The 22,906-nt window shown below is 41.9% G+C and carries 18 protein-coding genes; 16 read left to right on the top strand and 2 right to left on the bottom strand.

Annotated features, from left to right (window positions below; all coding sequences use genetic code 11):
* Window positions 1-77: 77 nt before the first annotated feature.
* The 7 genes from PAN94_RS05255 (at window position 78) to PAN94_RS05225 (ending at window position 8,655) form a co-directional block, all read left to right on the top strand.
* Window positions 78-857 carry a YhfC family intramembrane metalloprotease gene (locus tag PAN94_RS05255; protein ID WP_285874989.1) on the top strand — a complete coding sequence of 260 codons (780 nt, stop codon included), beginning with the start codon at window positions 78-80 and terminating at the stop codon, window positions 855-857.
* Between the two features lie 300 nt (window positions 858-1,157).
* A complete protein-coding gene (locus PAN94_RS05250) occupies window positions 1,158-1,844 on the top strand; it encodes a Crp/Fnr family transcriptional regulator (protein WP_285874988.1) in 687 nt (228 codons plus the stop codon).
* Window positions 1,845-2,148: 304 nt separating this feature from the next.
* Entirely contained in the window at window positions 2,149-3,378 is a 1,230-nt protein-coding gene (gene arcA / locus PAN94_RS05245) for an arginine deiminase (RefSeq protein ID WP_005590767.1), read from the top strand.
* A 71-nt stretch (window positions 3,379-3,449) separates the two neighbouring features.
* Window positions 3,450-4,466 (top strand): ornithine carbamoyltransferase, encoded by a 1,017-nt coding sequence (gene argF, locus PAN94_RS05240; protein WP_149555283.1) that lies wholly within the window; start codon window positions 3,450-3,452, stop codon window positions 4,464-4,466.
* 158 nt (window positions 4,467-4,624) lie between these two features.
* Window positions 4,625-5,572 carry a carbamate kinase gene (gene arcC, locus PAN94_RS05235; RefSeq protein ID WP_045499180.1) on the top strand — a complete coding sequence of 316 codons (948 nt, stop codon included), beginning with the start codon at window positions 4,625-4,627 and terminating at the stop codon, window positions 5,570-5,572.
* Between the two features lie 212 nt (window positions 5,573-5,784).
* On the top strand, window positions 5,785-7,299 hold the full coding sequence (locus PAN94_RS05230) for a YfcC family protein (protein WP_285874986.1): 1,515 nt from the start codon (window positions 5,785-5,787) through the stop codon (window positions 7,297-7,299).
* Window positions 7,300-7,320: 21 nt separating this feature from the next.
* The gene (locus PAN94_RS05225; protein WP_285874984.1) at window positions 7,321-8,655 is read left to right on the top strand and encodes a dipeptidase; all 1,335 of its coding nucleotides are present in this window, start codon (window positions 7,321-7,323) and stop codon (window positions 8,653-8,655) included.
* Between the two features lie 90 nt (window positions 8,656-8,745).
* Here the strand turns inward: PAN94_RS05225 and PAN94_RS05220 are convergent, their stop codons facing one another.
* Complete coding sequence (locus PAN94_RS05220) at window positions 8,746-9,216, bottom strand: arginine repressor (protein ID WP_125382432.1); 471 nt, start codon at window positions 9,214-9,216, stop codon at window positions 8,746-8,748.
* A gap of 14 nt (window positions 9,217-9,230) precedes the next feature.
* Complete coding sequence (queA, locus tag PAN94_RS05215; protein WP_285874982.1) at window positions 9,231-10,259, bottom strand: tRNA preQ1(34) S-adenosylmethionine ribosyltransferase-isomerase QueA; 1,029 nt, start codon at window positions 10,257-10,259, stop codon at window positions 9,231-9,233.
* 317 nt (window positions 10,260-10,576) lie between these two features.
* Between queA and PAN94_RS05210 the strand changes: the two genes are divergently transcribed.
* The 9 genes from PAN94_RS05210 (at window position 10,577) to alaS (ending at window position 22,307) form a co-directional block, all read left to right on the top strand.
* A complete protein-coding gene (locus PAN94_RS05210; protein WP_223367754.1) occupies window positions 10,577-11,284 on the top strand; it encodes a glucosamine-6-phosphate deaminase in 708 nt (235 codons plus the stop codon).
* A 105-nt stretch (window positions 11,285-11,389) separates the two neighbouring features.
* Window positions 11,390-12,727, top strand: coding sequence for a D-alanyl-D-alanine carboxypeptidase (locus PAN94_RS05205; protein WP_398577040.1), 1,338 nt, complete (start codon window positions 11,390-11,392; stop codon window positions 12,725-12,727).
* Window positions 12,728-12,959: 232 nt separating this feature from the next.
* The gene (locus PAN94_RS05200) at window positions 12,960-14,126 is read left to right on the top strand and encodes an MFS transporter (protein ID WP_285875010.1); all 1,167 of its coding nucleotides are present in this window, start codon (window positions 12,960-12,962) and stop codon (window positions 14,124-14,126) included.
* Between the two features lie 157 nt (window positions 14,127-14,283).
* Window positions 14,284-15,243 (top strand): competence protein CoiA, encoded by a 960-nt coding sequence (locus tag PAN94_RS05195; protein ID WP_285874980.1) that lies wholly within the window; start codon window positions 14,284-14,286, stop codon window positions 15,241-15,243.
* A 20-nt stretch (window positions 15,244-15,263) separates the two neighbouring features.
* Window positions 15,264-17,066 carry an oligoendopeptidase F gene (pepF, locus tag PAN94_RS05190; RefSeq protein ID WP_285874979.1) on the top strand — a complete coding sequence of 601 codons (1,803 nt, stop codon included), beginning with the start codon at window positions 15,264-15,266 and terminating at the stop codon, window positions 17,064-17,066.
* Between the two features lies 1 nt (window position 17,067).
* Window positions 17,068-17,751 carry an O-methyltransferase gene (locus PAN94_RS05185; RefSeq protein ID WP_223367987.1) on the top strand — a complete coding sequence of 228 codons (684 nt, stop codon included), beginning with the start codon at window positions 17,068-17,070 and terminating at the stop codon, window positions 17,749-17,751.
* A gap of 110 nt (window positions 17,752-17,861) precedes the next feature.
* Entirely contained in the window at window positions 17,862-18,938 is a 1,077-nt protein-coding gene (gene prsA, locus PAN94_RS05180; protein WP_285874978.1) for a peptidylprolyl isomerase PrsA, read from the top strand.
* Between the two features lie 138 nt (window positions 18,939-19,076).
* Window positions 19,077-19,655: an LURP-one-related/scramblase family protein gene (locus PAN94_RS05175; RefSeq protein ID WP_285874977.1), complete on the top strand. Its 579-nt coding sequence runs from the start codon at window positions 19,077-19,079 to the stop codon at window positions 19,653-19,655.
* 33 nt (window positions 19,656-19,688) lie between these two features.
* Complete coding sequence (gene alaS, locus PAN94_RS05170; protein ID WP_285874976.1) at window positions 19,689-22,307, top strand: alanine--tRNA ligase; 2,619 nt, start codon at window positions 19,689-19,691, stop codon at window positions 22,305-22,307.
* Window positions 22,308-22,906: the final 599 nt, after the last annotated feature.

Here is a 22,906-nt window from a genome sequence, read left to right as displayed (position 1 = left end):
CTTTTTTAGAGGATTGACATCTGGGAGGAAAAAGGTATAATTCTAGTAAAACTTTTAATAGTTGAGGAGACGATTTCATGCTTCAAACGCATATTTTGATTGCTATGGTGCTGATTTTAGCCGCTGTAGTCATTCCAGTAATTTATTTTAAAAAAACCAAGCAAATTTCCCTGCTTGTTTTCCTCTTGGGAGGGGTTGGATTTTATCTGTCTAGTCAGATTTTCGAAAATCTCCTACATCGATTGGTTCTTCAGCCTCAGGCTGATGGAACGATTGCTCTAATGAAAAATGCTCCCTTGCTTTATGTTTTGTATGGCATTGCAACGGCGGCTATCTTTGAGGAGACAGCGCGCTATGTGATTTTTCGATATTTACAAAAGAAGCGTCCACTGACTATTGGTGATAGTCTGGCCTATGGTTTAGGACACGGCGGGATCGAAGCTCTTTTCATCGGTATTTCAGGTCTCTTGAGTCTGTTTGTCCTCGCTCAGCTAGTCAGCCAAGGGGACAGCCCTTTGCTAGCGAAATTACCCCAAGCGACGATTTCTTATGTACAAAAACTACAGGCAGGTCAAATTTACTTACTGGCTTTCGAGCGTATTTTAGCACTTGCAATCCAAGTATTCTTGACTTTCTGGGTTTGGACGGCTGTAAAAGATAAGAAGCTAGGCTATTTTCTTGCAGCTCTGGGCTTTCATGCTTTGATTGATTTGGCTCCTGCTCTGGTTCAAGTTGGTTGGCTGACTCAGCCAATTCTGGTTGAAGTGATTATTTTGGTAGAATTTCTTGCTCTGGTATTTTTGACTAAGAAGTTTCTATCGATATCAATTTTTAATACCAAGAGTAAAAATGCTTAATGGGGCTCAAGTAAAGAAGGTAAGAGTTTAAACGAGATTAGATAGTAAGGAGAGATTAGGACAAAAGATTCCTAGCCTCTCTTTTTGTTAGAAAAGGATTCTTAATGTACTTAGCAGGAGTATTTTAAAAGTTCTGAGAGAATGTTTAAAACGAATTTTCGAAGCAAGCGAGTAAAGCTAAATGGCTACCGATTTACTTTCATAGTATTCCTTTTTTTGCCAAAATAAACTGGTCTAATAATTTCTGTTTTTGGAAGCGGATTTATGTTATAATACTAATAGCAAGTAAGAAGGGTTATTATGATCAATAAGGAACATTATCAGATTATTAGACGGCATCCAGCATTTGCACATTTTCCTGTGGAAATTTTTGATAAGATTGCTATTGAGATTCAATTCCGCAAGATTCCCAAGGGACAGATTATCTTCTTTTCAGGGGATCGTAGAGATCGCCTTTTCCTCCTGCATCGAGGCTATGTTCGTATCGAACAGTATGATTCAACTGATACTTTTTCTTATATGGATTATATTAAAATGAATAGTGTGTTTCCATATGGAGGTATGTTTTTCGATGAGCGTTATCATTATACGGCTAGCGCGGTCACCAATGTCGAGTATTTCAGCATTCCTATGGACTTGTTTGAAGACTATTCAAAAAAGAATGTGGATCAGCTGCTATTCATCACCAAGCGTTTATCACAGATTTTAGAGTTTCAGGAATTGCGCTTACGCAATGTTGTCTCGGCAAGTGCGACGGACCGTGTAACCCAGTCTCTATCTATTTTATGCATGGATCTGTGCAAAGAGCAGGATACACTTCCATTTCCAATGAGTATGAAAGAGTTGGCCAAGTTAGGAGCCACTACACGTGAAACAGTCAATCAGGTTTTAAAAAAACTAAGAGAAGAAGGAGCGATTGACTACGAGCATAAAAAATTGACATTTAAGAATAAAGATTACTTTATGAGATATTTTGAAGGGAGCTAATCAATCATTTGATTGGCTTTTTTCAAACATTTTTACACATTTAAAAGTTTTTTCTGATCATATTCTAATATTAATTGAACATATATTTTTTACAAAAAAATATATATTCCTAAAAATAATAGAACAACCAAAATATGCAAAGAAAACGCTTTAAAATAAATAAATATGATAATGTTTTATAAAAAAAGCAAAGGATTTGGCATTTGTAATGTAAGATTTTAGGTGTAAGCCTTTCCAATCCATGATAGAATAATAGCATAAAAGGGATTGGGAAACCAAACCTCAACGAAAAGGAGGACAATAGATGTCTACACATCCAATTCATGTTTTCTCAGAAATTGGAAAACTGAAAAAAGTTATGTTGCACCGTCCGGGCAAAGAGCTGGAAAACTTGCTACCGGACTACCTAGAACGTCTTCTTTTTGATGACATTCCTTTCTTGGAAGATGCTCAAAAAGAACACGATGCATTCGCTCAAGCTCTTCGTGATGAAGGAATTGAAGTTCTTTATCTCGAAAAATTGGCTGCTGAATCCTTGATTTCTCCAGAAATTCGTGAACAGTTCATCGAAGAATATTTGGAAGAAGCAAATATTCGTGGACGTGAAACTAAGAAAGCTATTCGTGAATTGCTGCATGGTATCAAGGACAACCAAGAGTTGGTTGAAAAAACAATGGCAGGGGTTCAAAAAGCTGAATTGCCAGAAATTCCTGACGAAGCGAAGGGTCTGACTGACTTGGTAGAATCAGATTATCCATTTGCGATTGATCCAATGCCAAACCTTTACTTCACACGCGATCCATTTGCAACCATTGGTAATGCCGTATCGCTCAACCACATGTTTGCTGATACTCGTAACCGTGAAACACTTTACGGTAAATACATCTTCAAATATCACCCAGAATATGCTGGAAAAGTGGAATTGGTTTACAACCGTGAAGAAGATACTCGTATCGAAGGTGGAGATGAGTTAGTTCTTTCTAAAGATGTATTGGCAGTTGGTATTTCTCAACGTACAGATGCAGCATCTATCGAAAAACTTTTGGTGAACATCTTCAAGAAGAATGTTGGCTTCAAGAAAGTATTGGCATTTGAATTTGCTAACAACCGTAAATTCATGCACTTAGACACTGTCTTCACTATGGTTGACTATGACAAGTTCACCATTCACCCAGAAATCGAAGGCGACCTTCGCGTTTACTCCGTTACCTATGAAAACGAAAAACTGAAGATCGTTGAAGAAAAAGGTGACTTGGCTGAGCTTCTGGCTCAAAACCTTGGCGTAGAAAAAGTTCATTTGATTCGTTGCGGTGGCGGCAATATCGTAGCAGCTGGACGTGAACAATGGAATGACGGTTCTAACACCTTGACTATCGCTCCTGGTGTGGTAGTAGTGTATGACCGCAATACCGTAACCAACAAGATTTTGGAAGAATACGGGCTTCGCTTGATCAAGATTCGCGGAAGTGAATTGGTTCGGGGCCGTGGTGGACCTCGTTGTATGTCTATGCCATTTGAACGTGAAGAAGTTTAATTCGTGTTCGACAATTTATCAATAGAAATTTATCAATAGAAATTTAATAACTAGAAAGAGGAAATAACAGAATGACACATTCAGTATTCCAAGGACGTAGCTTCCTTGCAGAAAAAGACTTTACTCGTGCAGAATTAGAATACCTAATCGGACTTTCAGCTCACTTGAAAGACTTGAAGAAACGCAATATTCAACATCATTATCTTGCTGGTAAGAATATCGCTCTCTTGTTTGAAAAAACATCTACTCGTACGCGTGCAGCCTTTACTACAGCAGCTATTGACCTTGGTGCACATCCAGAATACCTTGGTGCTAATGATATTCAGCTTGGTAAGAAAGAATCTACAGAAGATACTGCTAAAGTATTGGGACGTATGTTTGACGGGATTGAATTCCGCGGCTTCAGCCAACGCATGGTAGAAGAATTGGCAGAATTCTCAGGTGTTCCAGTATGGAATGGTTTGACTGACGAATGGCACCCAACTCAAATGCTTGCTGACTACTTGACAGTTCAAGAAAACTTTGGTCGTTTGGAAGGATTGACATTGGTATACTGTGGTGATGGACGCAATAACGTTGCCAACAGCTTGCTGGTAACAGGAGCTATCCTTGGCGTTAACGTTCACATCTTCTCACCAAAAGAACTCTTCCCAGAAAAAGAAATTGTTGAATTGGCAGAAGGCTTTGCTAAAGAAAGCGGCGCACACATCCTCATCACTGAAGATGCAGACGAAGCTGTTAAAGGTGCAGACGTACTTTACACAGACGTTTGGGTATCTATGGGTGAAGAAGACAAATTCGCAGAACGCGTTGCACTTTTGAAACCTTATCAAGTTAACATGGAATTGGTGAAGAAAGCTGAAAACGAAGATTTGATTTTCTTGCACTGCTTGCCAGCATTCCACGATACAAATACTGTTTACGGTAAAGATGTCGCTGAAAAATTTGGCGTAGAAGAAATGGAAGTAACAGACGAAGTCTTCCGTAGCAAATACGCTCGTCACTTTGACCAAGCAGAAAACCGTATGCACACAATCAAAGCTGTTATGGCTGCTACACTCGGCAACCTTTACATTCCAAAAGTATAATTTATAAACCGTAATACCAACAGCTATGAGGGCTGCGACTAATAGCTTTAGTCCAGTCCTCTTTTATATGATGGAAATCTGTTATTTCTTATAAAAATTTGAAAAAATATTAAACCGAAATCTAAAGGCATTCAATTGAATGTGATAAAGGAGAATTTATGGCAAATCGTAAAATTGTAGTAGCTTTGGGAGGAAATGCGATTCTTTCTTCTGATCCATCAGCAAAAGCTCAACAGGAAGCTTTGGTGGAAACAGCTAAGCACCTTGTAAAACTGATTAAAAATGGGGATGATTTGATTATCACTCACGGTAATGGTCCTCAAGTTGGAAATCTTTTGCTCCAACACTTGGCGGCTGATTCTGAAAAGAACCCTGCTTTCCCACTCGATTCACTTGTTGCTATGACAGAAGGTAGCATCGGTTTCTGGCTGCAAAATGCCTTGCAAAATGCTCTTTTGGATGAAGGCATCGAGAAAGATGTTGCTTCAGTTGTGACACAAGTTGTTGTCGATAAAAATGACCCAGCTTTTGTTAACTTGAGCAAACCAATTGGTCCTTTTTATTCAGAAGAAGAAGCAAAAGCAGAAGCTGAAAAGAGCGGAGCGACTTTCAAAGAGGATGCTGGCCGCGGTTGGCGCAAGGTTGTTGCTTCACCAAAACCTGTTGATATCAAGGAAATCGAAACAATTCGTACCCTCTTGAATGCTGGTCAAGTGGTCGTTGCTGCTGGTGGTGGCGGAATTCCAGTCATCAAGGAAGACAACGGTCATTTGGCTGGTGTTGAAGCTGTTATTGATAAAGACTTTGCTTCTCAACGCTTGGCAGAATTAGTCGAAGCTGACCTTTTCATCGTCTTGACTGGTGTAGATTACGTCTTTGTCAACTACAATAAACCAGACCAAGAAAAGTTGGAACATGTGAATGTTGCTCAGCTGGAAGAATATATCAAACAAGACCAATTTGCCCCAGGCAGCATGCTTCCAAAAGTAGAAGCAGCTATCGCTTTTGTCAACGGTCGTCCAGAAGGAAAAGCAGTTATTACTTCCCTTGAAAATCTTGGCGCTTTGATCGAATCTGAAAGCGGAACAATTATTGAAAAAGAATAAGCTATTTTACTAGTAAAATATATGGTATTTCTAACGTCTTTATATCAAGTTAGGAATATTTCTTGAAAATAAGTGCGATATTTTCAAAAAATACTAGTTTTTTAGACCTTAATGTGGTAAAATAAATATAAATAGAAAGCGTTTTTCTTAAATATTTATTTAAGAAAGTGGTTGGTTTTTTGCACTTTGTTAGACATTAGGAGGAAAAACAAATGAGTGAAAAAGCTAAAAAAGGGTTTAAGATGCCTTCATCTTATACCGTCTTGTTACTAATCATTGCTGTTATGGCAGTGTTGACTTGGATCATCCCTGCAGGTGCCTTTGTGGATGGTGTTTACAAAGCTCAACCTCAAAATCCGCAAGGGATTTGGGATGTCCTCATGGCACCGATTCGGGCTATGCTAGGTACTCATCCAGAGGAAGGATCGCTGATTAAAGAAACCAGCGCAGCGATTGATGTAGCCTTCTTCATCCTCATGGTTGGTGGTTTCCTTGGCGTTGTCAATGAAACTGGTATGCTAGATACTGGTATTGCTTCTATTGTGAAGAAATACAAGGGCCGCGAAAAGATGTTGATTTTGGTTCTCATGCCTTTGTTTGCCCTCGGTGGTACAACTTATGGTATGGGTGAAGAAACCATGGCCTTCTATCCTCTCCTTGTGCCAGTTATGATGGCCGTTGGATTTGATAGCTTGACTGGGGTTGCTATTATCTTGCTCGGTTCACAGATTGGATGTTTGGCATCTACCTTGAATCCATTTGCAACAGGTATCGCTTCATCAACTGCTGGTGTAAGTCTTGGTGAAGGAATTATCCTTCGTTTGATCTTCTGGTTTGTCTTGACTGGTCTTAGTACTTGGTTTGTTTATCGCTATGCAGATAAGATCCAAAAAGATCCAACTAAGTCACTTACTTATGCAACACGTGAAGAAGATATGAAATTCTTCAATGTTGGAGATGATGAAGAAAACGTTAATTCAACTCTTACTAAGAAACAAAAACATGTCTTCGTACTCTTTGTTCTTACTTTCGTCTTGATGGTCTTGAGCTTCATTCCATGGACAGGCCTTCATATTAACCTTTTTGATAACTTCAACACTTGGTTGACTGGTCTTCCAGTTATCGGTAAGATTATTGGTTCATCTACAGCTGCTTTGGGTACTTGGTACTTCCCAGAAGGCGCAATGCTCTTCGCCTTCATGGGTATCCTTATTGGTGTTGTTTATGGTCTTAAAGAAGACAAGATTATCTCCGCCTTCATGAATGGTGCTGCTGACTTGCTCAGTGTAGCCTTGATCGTAGCAATTGCCCGTGGTATCCAAGTTATCATGAACGATGGTATGATTACCGATACTATCCTCAACTGGGGTAAAGAAGGCCTGAGCGGTCTGTCTTCACAAGTCTTTATCGTTTTGACTTATATCTTCTATCTGCCTATGTCATTCTTGATCCCATCTTCATCTGGTCTTGCCAGCGCAACTATGGGTATCATGGCTCCGCTCGGAGAATTTGTCAATGTGCGTCCTAGCTTGATCATCACTGCTTACCAATCTGCTTCAGGTGTCTTGAACTTGATTGCACCAACATCTGGTATTGTGATGGGAGCTCTTGCACTTGGACGTATCAACATTGGTACTTGGTGGAAATTCATGGGCAAACTTGTAGTCGCTATCATTGTAGTGACCATCGCCCTTCTTCTCCTTGGAACTTTCCTTCCATTCCTATAAAATAGTGAGTGAGGTGATTCCATGAAAACATATATAACAAATCAAGTTAAAGATGAATTTCTTACATCATTAAAAACCTTGATTTCCTATCCTTCGGTACTCAATGAAGGTCAAAATGGAACACCTTTTGGACAAGCAATCCAAGATGTCCTAGAAAAAACTTTAGAGATTTGTCGAGGTTTAGGTTTCACTACCTATCTTGACCCTAAAGGTTATTATGGATATGCAGAAATCGGTCAGGGAGCAGAGCTCCTGGCCGTTCTCTGTCATTTGGATGTTGTTCCATCAGGTGATGAGGCAGATTGGCAGACACCGCCATTCGAGGCAACTATCAAAGATGGCTGGATCTTCGGACGTGGTGTCCAAGATGATAAGGGACCATCAATGGCTGCTCTTTATGCAGTAAAGGCTCTGCTAGATAGCGGAGTAAAATTTAAAAAGCGGGTTCGTTTTATCTTTGGTACGGACGAGGAGACGCTCTGGCGCTGCATGGGACGGTACAATGAACTAGAAGAAACAGCGACGCTTGGTTTTGCACCAGATTCTTCTTTCCCTCTGACCTATGCTGAGAAAGGCCTCTTACAGGTCAAGCTGCATGGTCCTGGTTCAGATCAGCTAGATTTAGAAGTAGGAGCAGCCTTTAATGTTGTGCCTGGCAAGGCCAGCTACCAAGGAGAGCTTTTGGAGCAGGTCGTGGCAGGTTTGCAAGCAGCTTCTTTTGACTACGAGCAAAATGACCAACAAGTCACTGTGCTCGGTCTACCTAAGCATGCCAAGGATGCAGCTGAAGGTATCAATGCTATTGTTCGGCTAGCGACAGTTTTGCAGCCTTTACAAGCTCATCCTGCTCTGGCCTTTATTGCAGAAGCGGTGGGAGAAGATGCGACTGGTAGCCGTTTATTTGGCGACATTTCAGATGAACCCTCTGGTAGACTCTCCTTTAATATTGCAGGTCTGACGCTGAACTCAGAAAAGTCTGAAATCCGTATTGATATTCGGATTCCTGTCTTGGCGGATAAAGATCAGCTAGTGGCAAAACTAGCAGAGATTGCTGGGCACTACCAGCTGGACTATGAAGAGTTTGACTATCTGGCTCCGCTTTATGTACCTAAAGATAGCGAACTGGTCAGCACCTTGATGGCTATCTACCAAGAAAAGACTGGCGATACTAGTCCAGCCATGTCCTCTGGTGGGGCAACCTTTGCTCGGACTATGCCAAACTGTGTGGCCTTTGGTGCTCTTTTCCCAGGAGTAGAGCAGACGGAACATCAGGCCAATGAACGAGCGTCTTTGGAAGATCTATATCGTGCGATGGATATCTATGCTGAGACTATTTTCCGCTTGGCAGGAGAGTAAAATTGCTAGGATAGATATCAGTGTTGCGAATTTTTCCAAGTAAAAACTGTGAATCAACACGAAAAAGAGTTGGATATTCCAACTCTTTTGTTATTTACTAAAGAAAAATGGGGGTGCAAATTCTTTGAGTTTATCAAAGCATTCGATAGCAGCTTGATTATCTTCGCAGATGATTAGGCAGACATCGTCTCCACAGACAGTAGCAACAATCTGGGGCAACTCTAGAGCATCTAAAATGGCACCAAAAGATTGGGCTAGTCCGGGTAAAGTTTTCATGACGACTTGATGCTGGACGGGGCGGAGCATGACGAGGGCATCTTCCATATAGAAGCGCAGCCTTTTCTCCCAACGAGAAGGGGCGATACTGTTAATGACATAGTAAGATCTGTCGTTTTCGGTCACCTTGACTAGATTGAGAGTTTTCATGTCACGAGAGAGAGTAGACTGGGTGACAATGACGCCATTTGCTTCCAGTAGTTCTTGGAGTTCCTGCTGGGTATGGACTCTTTTTTCCATGATGAGGGAGCGAATGAGGCGATGCCTACTTTCGATTTTATTCATAGATTCACCTGTATTTATTTGATAAACATAGCGTCACCAAAGCTAAAGAAGCGGTAGCGCTCAGCGATAGCATGCTCATAGGCTTCAAGTGTCAGTTGTCGTCCAGCAAAAGCTGATACCAGCATGACAAGGGTTGATTTTGGCAAGTGGAAGTTGGTTGAAAAAGCATCGACAATCTTCCACTGATAGCCCGGTTTGATAAAGATATTGGTCCAGCCGGAGTCTGCTTGGATTTGACCATCGAATTTGCTGCCGATTGTTTCCAGTGTTCGGATAGAAGTGGTACCGACAGCAACGATGCGGTGGCCGCTTGCCTTGACTTGGCGCAGGGTCTCGGCTGCTTCTTCAGACAAGCTATAAAATTCGGAATGCATTTCATGCTCTTCCAGATTGTCAACTGATACAGGGCGGAAGGTTCCGAGCCCGACATGCAGCGTCAGGTAGACGAGTTTAACGCCTTTTGCCGCAATTTTATCCAGCAATTCCTCTGTGAAATGGAGGCCAGCGGTTGGAGCGGCGGCGGAGCCGTTTTCTTTAGCATAGACTGTCTGGTAGCGTTCACGGTCTTCTAGCTTCTCGTGGATATAGGGCGGCAGGGGCATTTCACCCAAACTTTCTAGAACTTCTAGGAAAATACCCTGATAATCAAAGCGAACGATCCGTCCGCCGTGTTCTAGCTCTTCTGTAACAGTGGCAGTCAAGCGGCCATCACCGAATGACACACGCGTTCCGACTCTGAGTCGTTTGGCTGGCTTAGCTAGGACTTCCCAAGAGTCTCCTTGGGTATTTTTCAAGAGTAGGAGTTCTACATGACCGCCAGTTTCAGGTTTGGTTCCATAAAGACGGGCTGGTAGGACACGGGTATTATTCATAACCAAGGCATCACCTGGCTCAAGTTGGTCAATAATATTGTCAAAATGTTGGTCACTAAACTGGCCAGTTTCCCGATCTACAATGAGCAGGCGAGAAGAGTCTCGCTTCTCCAGAGGGGTTTGAGCAATCAGTTCTTCCGGCAAGTGAAAATCAAAATCAGCAGTATTCATTCTATCTCCTTAAATAGTTCTCATGATCCAAATATAGTAGGCGGCAAGTAAAAAGGGAATACTGATAAAGAAAATTCCCAAGCATAAAAAAATTAGTTGCCAACCTAGATGTTTTTTTAAGAAAAGCCCAGTGGTAAAAAGGGCAATTCCGAGTAAAAAAATTATAATCATTGGTAATAGCATGCTTTTATTATACCATGATTTGACGCTAAGTCTCTCAGTAAAATTTGAAAAAATTAAGTAGAATCTACTTGACAAAAATTGGTCTATACCATATAATAAAATAAGGAATCAATCAAGAAAAATAGGAGAACAGAATGAAAGTTATTCGTGTTGAGAATCAAGTAGAAGGCGCAAAAGTAGCTTTAGAAATCTTGAAAGAAAAGTTGGCTCAGGGGGCCAAAACATTGGGGTTAGCAACAGGAAGTAGCCCGATTGAGTTTTACAAGCAAATTATTGCCAGTGACCTAGATTTGTCAGAGCTGACCAGTGTAAACTTGGATGAGTATGTGGGACTTTCAGAAGATAATCCCCAATCTTACCGTTACTTTATGAATGAGCAGCTATTTAATAAAAAGCCTTTCAAAGAAAGCTTTTTGCCAAACGGTGCAGCAGAAGATGTGGAAGCAGAAGTGAAACGCTACAATCAAGTCTTGGCTGATCATCCAGTAGATTTGCAAATTTTGGGAATTGGGACCAATGGTCATATTGGCTTTAATGAGCCTGGAACTAGTTTTGATAGCACTGTCCATATTGTCGATTTGGAGCAGTCAACTATCCAAGCAAACGCTCGCTTCTTTGATAAGATAGAGGACGTACCGACTCAAGCCATTTCAATGGGAATTCGGAATATCTTAGATGCAAAATCAATCATCCTCTTTGCCTATGGCGCTTCTAAAGCTCAAGCCATTGCAGGAACAGTCCGAGGAGAGGTAACAGAAGCTGTGCCAGCTGGCGCCCTTCAAGGCCATGAAGATGTCGTGATTATTGCAGACAAAGAAGCTCTAAGTTTATTAGAAGCTTAACAATCTATTTCCTATCTAATTTTTAGGTGGGATTTTTTATATTTATCAAAAACCTGATTAAAAATATGATATACTAGTTAGGAATGATTTTTTTGGAGGATAAATGTGAAGAAGAAGTTTTTGGTGTTTGGATTGATTTTGTCTGCCTTTCTATCACCGCTTTCTGCTGCGGCAGATGAATTGGTAGATATGGCACGAAAAATGTATCCCAATGAAAATGTACAAGCAATCAATCGCCCTAAGTCATCTTTGATGATTGACGGAAATACGGGCGATATACTGTGGCAGGATAACATTGATGAGGTTCGCGATCCAGCCAGCATGAGTAAGATCATGACCTTGTACTTGGTTTTTGAAGCCATTAAAGAGGGAAAACTCAGTTTAGATACGGTGATTAAGGCGACACCGCAAGATCAGGCTGTTGCGGGAATTTATGAAATTTCCAATAATAAAATCGTGGCTGGAGTCAATTATACTGTTTCTGAGCTGATTACCATGACAGTTGTACCCTCTTCTAACGCAACAACAGTGATGCTGGCAAATTACCTGTCAGATAACGATCCCGATGCTTTCTTGGACAAGATGAACGCCAAAGCGCAGGAACTAGGCATGACCAACACCAAATGGTTTAATGCCAGTGGTGCTGCGGCAGTTTCCTTCAAAGGTTACTATACTCCTCAGAGATATAATATCTACGCTAGCAACCAAACAACTGCGCGTGATTTAGGGATTTTAGTTTATAATTTTGTAAAGAACTATCCAGATATTTTAAACTATACCAATCAGGCTAAGGTGACTGTCAAGGCTGGGACGCCTTATGAAGAAACATTTGAGACTTATAATTACTCTCTGCCAGGTGCTCGCTATGCTTTAGAGGGAGTAGATGGTCTGAAGACAGGCTCAAGTCCGAACGGTGCTTTCAACTACATTGCAACTGTCAAGCGCGGAAACCAGCGTGTGATTGGCGTTATCATGGGAGTTGGCGACTGGTCTGACCAAGATGGTGAATATTACCGCCATCCATTTGGAAATGCCTTGATTGAAAAATCTTATGCTGACTACGAGTACAAGAAACTGTTCTCTAAAGGGAAGCAGGAGATTAATGGAAAAACTTACAATCTGCCCGAAGATTTTTATGCAACAATCAAAAAAGACGCGAAGGCAAAGCCTGTAGTTGAGAATGGTGTCTTGAAGGCCGGAAATGATCTATACACGCTCTCTCCAAAGATCTCTGATGAGATGAAAGTGGAGGAAGTAGATGCTTCTGTTACCCAGTCTGCCAAAGAAGAAGTCACTCAGAAAGAAAATAATAAAACTTGGTATAGTGACTTGCTGAGCAACCGCTGGTTAATTGCCTTGCCAATTGTCATTATTGTCCTGATTTTCTATATCGAGAATCGGAAATCAAGAAAAGCTAAAGCAAGAGCTAGAAAAAATAAATAAATGATTGCATTTAGCTTGCAAGCTGAGATAGAGGCTGGGACAAAAGTCCTAGCCTCTCAATTGTCTTTGGATTGTCGAGCAAGACGCAGTGGTTGAGTGGGCTCTACTACGCTGATTTCATCAGCTTTTACAGCCCTACTCAACTGTGCGGAGGTGGGACGACGAAATCGAATTCTAACGAATTACCGATTTCTGTCCCACTCTCTATTCTATTTTTGGAGAGGTTTTGATGATGGGGAAAAAGTTTTCTAATAGCTATTTGGCTTATTTTTTGATGTATAATTTTTATTTTCTGTCCAATTCATTGTTTTCGACCTTGATATCCGTTTATATGCTGGATAAGGGGTACACGGCTGGTCAAGTATCTATCGTCGTATCAGCTTCTTTCTTTTCTTCCATGCTGGCTCAGCCAATCATGGGGCTGTTAACTGATACGCTTGGCATCAAGAGGGTTTCGCTTATCAGTTTTTTCCTGATTATCCTAGGAGACATCTTTTTTATGGAGGCCGATAATCTATGGCTCTTAGCCATCTGGTATAGTTTTGTCTTGATGCTCATCAATGGGGTGGGCACTGTGATGGATGTACTAGCAACCCAAAGTCCTTATAAATATGGGAAAATCCGAATTTGGGGAACAATCGGTTATGCCGTCGGTTCACAGCTGGCGGGTTTGATTTATAAGAATATTTCTCCTCAAGCGATCTATCTGGTCTTTATTGGGACTATGTTGCTGAGTATTATAGGGGTTCTTGGTATGAATCCTAAGCGGGATAGGTTGACTAAAAAGACTGAAAAAAAAGGCCATTCGCTCTTTTCAGCCATTCTTAAAAACAGAACCTATCTTTTTTATCTTTTCCTTGTTGCCCTTTACTCTGGTGTGGGCAATACAGGACATACCTATATTCCTTCCATGCTAGAATCCAGTGGCTTAAGTGTTGATTGGGCAACGACTGTTGTCGCAGTTTCTGTGCTGTGCGAGGCGCCCTTGATCTTTTATTCCTATCTTTTCATGGATAAGATAGCTGTCAAAAAGTTGCTCTATATCTGCTTAGGCATGATGCTTCTTCAGTATGCGGTTTATGCTTTAAACTTTGGCTTGGGTTCGAAAATTGCAGTGACCCTGCTTTCCAAGCATGCTTCTGGCATGGTACTGACTATGCTTAGTCTGCGCATCGTAGCAAATTTGGTGGATGAAAAATATTTGGTGACCGCTTTTGCGTTACTACAGACAGGGAGAAATCTAGGAACAATTTTCATCCAGAATATGTCAGGGTCTATCTTAGATGGTTTTGGCTATGGTAGTATGAATTTCATGTTGGCAGCCATTATAGGTCTAGTGCTCTTGCTTGCTCTCTTTTTGAAAGTTCCTGAAAAAAAGAATCAGAATCTATTTGGATAAGAAAAAACGAGTCTGGAATTTTTTCAGCTCGTTTTTGTTTGGGGAGATTACATAAGTGAGAGAATAAATAATACTTCGTTCATTTCACAATCCCTCTCTTTGGTGTTTTAATTACGAATAAAAATATAAAAGACATTATATTGAGAGGGGGATGCTCATGTTGCTTGCGAAAAATGAAGAGGGGATTTTGCTGAATGCGATGGAAAATCAGCCGTCCCTAGGCGAACAACTCTTTTGTCCGGCCTGTTCGGGAGCGGTCCGCTTCAAAAAAGGAAGGGTCATGCGACCGCATTTTGCTCATATTTCTCTTGAAAATTGTTCGTTTTATGCAGAAAATGAAAGTGCGGAGCATTTGAACTTGAAAGCTGGCCTTTATAGCTGGGGGAAGCAAAGTCAAGAGATTCAGGTGGAGACCTTTTTGCCTGAGATAAGGCAGATTGCTGACCTTTTGTTGGACGGTCGTATAGCGCTGGAGGTTCAATGCAGTCCTCTTAGTCAGGAACGACTTGAGGAAAGGACGCTATCCTACCGCCAGCATGGTTATCAGGTCCTCTGGCTCTTGGGCAAGAAATTATGGTTAAAACAGTCGCTGACGAAACTGCAAAAGGATTTTCTTTATTTTAGTCAAAATATGGGCTTTCATCTTTGGGAATTGGATGAGAAAAAGCAGGTGCTTCGGCTTAAATATCTCATTCACGAAGACTTGCATGGACGAGCTCAGTACAAAGTCAAATCCTTTCCTTTTGGCCAAGGCTGCCTGTTATCCGTCTTGCGCAGCCCCTTTCAGAAGCAGGAGCTAGAGAGTTATCTGGCTCGGCAGGACCCAGAGATTTGTCACTATGTTCGTCAGCAGCTTTATTATCAGCAACCTCGTTGGATGAAGCTCCAAGCCCAGCTCTATCAAAAAGGAGACAATCTTTTAACCAAGTCGGCCGAGGATTTCTATCCGCAGGTTCGGCCTGTCCAAGCCAGTTCCTTTTGCCAAATAACAAGAGACTTAACGCCCTATTACCAGCACTTTCATCGCTATTATCAGGCTGAAAAAAATAAGCAGCTTCAAATTATCTATCCACCAGTATTTTATGCGAGGATTTCCCCAGCTTTTATGATAAAATAGAAAAGATGGAGGAAATTTCTATGGCAAAACAAAGAAATGAAATTGAAGAAAAATATACTTGGGATTTGACTACTATTTTCCCAACAGATGAAGCCTTTGAAGCGGAGTTGGCACAGGTTTCAGAAGAAGTGAAGAAAGCAGCTGGTCTGGCTGGGCATTTGCTGGATTCGGCTGACAGTCTTTTGACAACGACGAAAATCCAGTTGGACTTGATGCGCCGTATTGAAAAGCTTTATTCTTATGCTCATATGAAGAATGACCAGGATACACGTGTGGCTAAGTACCAAGAGTATCAGGCTAAAGGCATGACTCTTTACAGCGATTTTGGACAAAGCTTTGCCTTCTACGAGCCCGAATTTATGGCGATTACAGAAGAGCAGTACCAAGCTTTCTTGGCTGAGCAGCCAGCCTTGCAGCTGTATCAGCATTATTTTGACAAGCTTTTGAAAAAGAAAGCCCACATTCTGACACAGCGTGAAGAGGAGCTACTGGCTGGTGCTGGTGAAATCTTTGGGGCAGCGGGCGAAACCTTTGCTATCTTGGATAATGCGGATATTGTCTTTCCGATGGTGCATGACGAAGATGGAAATGAAGTTCAGCTCAGCCACGGTAACTATATCACCCTGGTCGAGTCTAAGAACCGAGAAGTCCGTAAGGAAGCTTACGAGGCTCTCTACAGCGTATACGAGCAGTACCAGCATACCTATGCCAAGACTCTGCAGACCAATGTCAAGGTACACAATTACAATGCGAAAGTCCGCAAGTTCTCATCTGCCCGCGAAGCAGCCTTGTCAGCGGACTTTATTCCAGAAAGTGTATACGATAGCCTAGTTTCAGCTGTCAATAAGCATTTGCCTCTTTTGCAGCGTTATATCGCTTTACGAGCGAAGATTCTAGGCATTTCTGATTTGAAGATGTATGATATGTACACACCTTTGTCAGAGACAGACTACAAGTTTACTTATGAGGAAGCCTTGGCTAAGTCTGAGGAAGTTCTGGCAATTCTGGGTGAGGATTATTTGAGTCGAGTGAAGACGGCTTTTTCAGAGCGCTGGATTGATGTTCATGAAAATCAAGGCAAGCGCTCAGGTGCATACTCAGGGGGTTCTTATGATACCAATGCCTTTATGTTGCTCAACTGGCAGGATACACTAGATAATCTCTTTACCTTGGTGCACGAGACAGGCCACAGTATGCACTCAAGTTATACTCGTGAGACCCAGCCTTATGTTTACGGGGACTACTCTATCTTCCTAGCTGAGATTGCTTCGACAACCAATGAAAACATCCTGACAGAGAAGCTCTTGGAAGAAGTAGAAGACGATGCTACCCGCTTTGCTATCCTCAATCACTTCTTGGATGGCTTTAGAGGTACGGTCTTCCGTCAAACCCAGTTTGCTGAATTTGAGCATGCGATCCACAAGGCCGACCAAGAAGGACAAGTTTTGACTAGCGAGTTTCTCAATGAACTCTACGCTGACTTGAACGAAAAATACTATGGTCTGAAAAAAGAAGACAATCCACAGATTCAGTACGAATGGGCTCGGATTCCGCATTTCTACTATGATTACTATGTTTTCCAATATTCTACAGGCTTTGCAGCCGCTTCTGCCTTGGCTGAAAAGATTGTCTATGGCAGTCAGGAAGACAAGGACAAGTATCTGGACTATCTCAAAGCCGGGAACTCTGACTATCCGCTCAATGTCATCAGAAAAGCAGGTGTAGATATGGAAAAAGAAGACTACCTAAATGCTGCTTTTGCTGTCTTTGAGCGTCGCTTGGACGAATTCGAAGCCTTGGTAGAAAAGTTAGGACTGGCATAAGATGGTCGAGACTTATAATCAAAACTCTAATCCCAATATGCGTCGGCCAGTGGTCAAAGAAGAGGTCGTAGACTTTATGAGGCAGCGTCTCCAGCCGGTCGCTGGTGGGCTCAAGGAGCTGGAGGATTTTGCCAGAGCTGAAAATGTACCCGTGATTCCCCATGAGACAGTGGCTTATTTCCGCCTGCTACTCGAAAGCCTGCAGCCAGAGAAGATTTTAGAAATCGGGACGGCTATCGGTTTTTCGGCCCTTTTGATGGCGGAACATGCGCCTCTGGCTCAGATTACGACTATTGACCGCAATCCAGAGATGATTGAGCTGGCCAAGGCTAATTTCGCCAAGTATGACAGCCGTCAGCAGATCACTCTGCTGGAAGGTGATGCGGTGGATCTGCTTGAGACACTGGAGGATTCCTACGACCTTGTCTTTATGGATTCTGCTAAGTCCAAGTATGTGGTCTTTCTTCCCCAAGTCCTCAAGCGCCTCAATCCTGGTGGTCTGGTCCTCATTGATGATGTCTTCCAAGGCGGTGATGTTGCCAAGCCTTTTGAGGACATTAAGCGCGGTCAACGAGCTATTTACCGAGGACTGCATAGCCTGTTTGACGCAACTTTGGATAGTCCAGATTTGACTGCTAGTTTGCTTCCCTTAGGAGATGGACTGCTTATGATTAGAAAAAAATAATCCCTTCACTTTTTTCTTGATTTCCAAAAATTTTTAGGAAAAATTAAGATATCAAGTTGGATTTGTGGTACAATAGACAAAGTGAATTTATTGAAGGAGTAGATAAAACAATGAAGAAAAAAATCCTTACAGGAGCAGTAACTCTCTTTTCTGTAGTGGCTTTAGCAGCATGTTCACAAACAGCAAAAGATAAAGATATTGTGACAATGAAAGGTGAGACAATCACAGTAAGTGAATTTTACGATCAAGTAAAAAATAATGGATCCTCTCAACAAGTCTTGCTTCAAATGGCAATTAAGCAAGTTTTTGAAGAAAAGTATGGCAAAAAAGTGACGGATAAAGAGGTTGAAGAAGCCTTTGAAAAAATGAAATCCGCTTATGGTTCTGCCTTCCAAAATGTTCTTGCTCAAAGCGGAATGACGGAAGATGCATACAGAGACCAGATCCGCGCAAATAAATTAGTTGAATACGCTGTTAAGAAAGCAGCTGAAAAAGAGTTGACAGATGACAACTACAAGGCTTTCTTTGAAACGTATACACCAGAAGTAACGGCTCAAATTATCAAGGTGGACAGTGAAGAAAAGGCTAAGGAAGTGCTTGAAAAAGCCAAGGCTGAGGGAGCAGACTTTGGTCAGTTAGCCAAGGAAAACTCAACCGACAAGGACACCAAAGATAAGGGCGGCGAGGTGAAATTTGATTCAACCTCAACAACAGTTGCGGATGCCGTTAAAAAAGCTACTTTTGCTTTGGAAGAAAATGGCGTTTCTGATGTGATCACTGTACGAGGTAAGCAGAACTATTCAGCAAGTTACTACATTGTTAAATTGGTGAAGAAAACTCAAAAATCTGCAAAATGGACAGATTATAAGAAGCAACTAAAAGAGGGAATCCTGACTCAAAAACAAAACGATGCAAGCTTTATTCGTTCCGTTATTTCTAAAGAATTGAAGGAAGCGAATCTGAAAGTGAAGGATCCAGCTTTCCAAAATGTCTTTGCCCAATATGTAGAAGGAGATACTTCTAGCTCATCGTCTAAAGAAGAAAGCAAGTCTCAGTCTTCTAGTTCAGAAGAAAAGAAATCACAATCTTCTAGCTCAGAAGAAGCAAAATCTGAGGCTTCAAGCTCAGAAGAAAGCAAGTCAGAAGCTGCTCATACTGAAGAAAACCCAGCTCCTGCAGCAGAATAAGCTTGACGAAAAGCCAAGAAGTCAGTATAATAAAACTATTGAGAATTAATTTTCTAGATCTCAGCTCAGAGAATTGGCGGTGCTGCGAGCCATGTGAGAGGAAAATTCATGCTACTCATGTTTCAAACTAAATAGCTAATGAGAATGACAAGTTCATTGAATGAAGGTGGTACCGCGGTTTTTCGCCCTTCAGACAAAGAGCTTGTCTTTTATCTTGACTATGGAGGTAAAGCGATGAAAACCTATCTTGTCAAACAGAAATTTCGCTTAGGTGGCGAACGCTTTGATATCAAGGACGATCGAGGTAACATAGATTACCAAGTAGAAGGATCATTTTTCCAGATTCCGAAGAGTTTCACCATCTATGATGCCCAAGGACAGACAGTTAGCCAGATCAGCAAAATCTTTCTAACATTTTTGCCTCGGTTTGAAATCAAGCTCAGTGATGGGACAAGCTTTTATATTCGCAAGAAACTGACCTTCTTCCGTGATAAGTATGAGTTTGATGATTTAGGCCTTCGTATCGAGGGCAATATCTGGGATTTAAATTTTAAATTACTAGATAATCGCGATCAAGTCGTGGCAGAGATCACCAAGGAACTTTTCCATCTGACCTCCACTTATCAGGTGAGTGTCTATGATGAGGCTTACTCAGATCTAGTCATTTCCCTCTGTGTCGCCATTGACTATGTGGAAATGCTGGAAAGTTCATCATAAAAAACATTAAAAAGATTTAAGGAGAAAAATAAAATGAAACAAATGTCAAGTGCTCAAATTCGCCAAATGTGGCTGGATTTCTGGGCAAGCAAAGGCCACTCTGTAGAACCATCAGTTAGCTTGGTTCCAGTAAACGACCCAACTCTTTTATGGATCAACTCTGGGGTAGCCACTCTTAAGAAATATTTTGACGGGACCATTATTCCTGAAAATCCACGCATTACCAATGCGCAAAAGGCTATCCGTACCAACGATATCGAAAATGTAGGAAAAACTGCTCGTCACCATACCATGTTTGAAATGTTGGGGAACTTTTCTATCGGGGATTACTTTCGTGATGAAGCTATTACTTGGGCTTATGAACTCTTGACAAGCCCTGAGTGGTTTGACTTCCCAGCTGAAAAACTCTACATGACCTACTATCCAGACGATAAAGATTCTTACAACCGCTGGATTGAAGTGGGAGTGGATCCAAGTCACTTGATTCCAATTGAAGACAACTTCTGGGAAATCGGTGCTGGACCTTCTGGACCAGATACAGAGATTTTCTTTGACCGTGGAGAAGCCTTTGACCCAGAAAATATCGGTCTTCGCCTGCTTGCAGAAGATATCGAAAACGACCGTTATATCGAAATTTGGAATATCGTTTTGTCACAATTTAACGCCGATCCTGCTGTTCCTCGTAGCGAGTACAAGGAATTGCCACATAAGAACATTGATACGGGCGCTGGTTTGGAGCGTTTGGTGGCGGTTATTCAAGGGGCTAAGACCAACTTTGAAACAGACCTCTTCATGCCGATCATTCGTGAAGTTGAGAAGTTGTCTGGTAAGGTCTACGACCAAGATGGCGATAACATGAGCTTCAAGGTTATTGCGGATCATATCCGTTCCCTTTCATTCGCTATCGGTGATGGTGCTCTTCCTGGAAATGAAGGTCGTGGCTATGTCCTTCGTCGTCTTCTCCGTCGTGCTTCTATGCACGGTCAAAAATTGGGTATCAATGAGCCTTTCCTTTACAAACTCGTTCCAACTGTTGGAAAAATCATGGAAAGCTACTACCCAGAAGTACTTGAAAAACGTGATTTTATCGAGAAAATCGTCAAGAGCGAGGAAGAGTCATTTGCTCGTACGCTTCACTCAGGTCAACATTTTGCAGAAACCATTGTAGCAGACTTGAAAGAAAAAGGACAAACTGTCATCGCTGGTCAAGATGTCTTCAAACTCTATGATACTTACGGATTCCCAGTGGAATTGACAGAAGAAATCGCAGAAGAAGCGGGTATGACGGTAGACCGTGAAGGCTTCGAAGCAGCCATGAAAGAACAGCAAGAACGTGCACGTGCATCAGCTGTCAAAGGTGGCTCAATGGGCATGCAAAATGAAACCCTTCAAAACATCACTGTTGAGAGCGTCTTTAACTACAATGCCAGTCAATTGCCTTCTAAGTTGGTGGCTATCGTAGCGGACAATGCTGAAGTAGAAGCTGTCTCTGAAGGAACTGCCTCTCTCATCTTTGCAGAGACTCCATTCTACGCTGAGATGGGTGGACAGGTAGCTGACCACGGTCAAATCTTGGATGCTGAAGGAAATGTCGTGGCTACCGTGACAGATGTTCAAAAAGCACCAAACGGACAACCACTGCACACAGTGGAGGTTCTTGCTCCACTTGCTTTGAACCAAGAATACACTTTGGCTATCGACACCAACCGTCGTCATCGTGTCATGAAAAACCACACAGCAACTCACTTGCTCCATGCGGCTCTTCACAATATCCTTGGCAGTCACGCAACCCAAGCAGGATCTCTGAACGAAGTCGAATTCCTTCGCTTTGACTTTACGCACTTCCAAGCAGTAACTCCTGAAGAATTGCGCGCCATTGAACAACAAGTCAATGAGAAAATCTGGGAAGCAATCGCAGTGGAAACTGTTGAGACAGATATTGACACCGCTAAAGAAATGGGAGCTATGGCCCTCTTTGGTGAGAAATACGGTAAGGAAGTTCGTGTCGTTACCATTGGAGAATACTCAGTAGAACTCTGTGGTGGTACCCACGTTGGTAATACTTCTGAGATTGGCCTCTTCAAGATCGTCAAGGAAGAAGGGATTGGCTCAGGAACTCGCCGTATCTTGGCCGTGACTGGCAAGGAAGCCTTTGAAGCCTACCGCGAACAAGAAGACGCTCTGAAAGCAGTAGCAGCGACCTTGAAAGCACCTCAACTTAAGGAAGTACCTCATAAGGTTGAAGGACTTCAAGAGCAACTTCGTCAATTGCAAAAAGAAAATACAGAATTGAAAGAAAAAGCAGCCGCTGCAGCCGCTGGGGATGTCTTCAAGGATGTGAAGGAAGTCAACGGTCACCGTTACATTGCAAGTCAAGTTTCTGTATCAGACGCAGGTGCCCTTCGTACCTTTGCGGATAACTGGAAACAAAAAGACTACTCTGACCTTCTTGTCCTAGTCGCAGCTATTGGTGACAAAGTCAACATCCTTGTTGCAAGCAAGACCAAAGACATCCATGCTGGTAACTTGGTTAAAGAATTGGCTCCAATCGTCGATGGACGTGGTGGTGGTAAACCAGACATGGCCATGGCAGGAGGAAGCAACCAAGCGAAAATCCAAGAACTCTTGGATGCAGTAGCTGGTAAGTTGTAAGAAAACAAAGATCTATCCATTTGGGTAGATCTTTTTGCATACTCAAAAAGCCAAATCCGAGTGGACTTGGCTTGATTCGTAATAGCTAAAAAAGAAAGTAAAATTTACTATGCTTCTGAATGCACGTTATAGCTCGTAAGGAAATTTAAAAGAGAGTGGGACAGAAATCGATAATTCGTTAGAATTCGATTTCGTCGTCCCACCTCCGCACAGTTGAGTAGGGCTGTAAAAGCTGATGAAATCAGCGTAGTAGAGTCCACTCAACCACTGCGTCTTGCTCGATAATCTAAAGACAATTGAGAGGCTAGGACTTTTGTCCCACTCTCTTGTTATCAATTCACTGTTTTACTTTTAATTCTAGCTCTCAGAAAGCGCAAATCATTAAAAATATAAATTAGAAAAATGATTTGACAAGAGTAAACGCCCCAATCTAGCCTATAAATATCCTTTTGAATAGTGATGGAAAACAGGGCGTACATCATGAATATAAAACTAGCTATGAATACTAGGAAGGATTGTAGGCTTGCTATAAAAGGATAGCCTCTCTTTTTCAAAATGAATTTGAATAAAATAGCTAGAGCAGGCAAAATGGCAAATAA

It is taken from the genome of Streptococcus sp. SC1 (genome assembly GCF_030272855.1).
Taxonomy (GTDB): domain Bacteria; phylum Bacillota; class Bacilli; order Lactobacillales; family Streptococcaceae; genus Streptococcus.
This window is presented reverse-complemented; position numbering and strand designations above follow the sequence as displayed.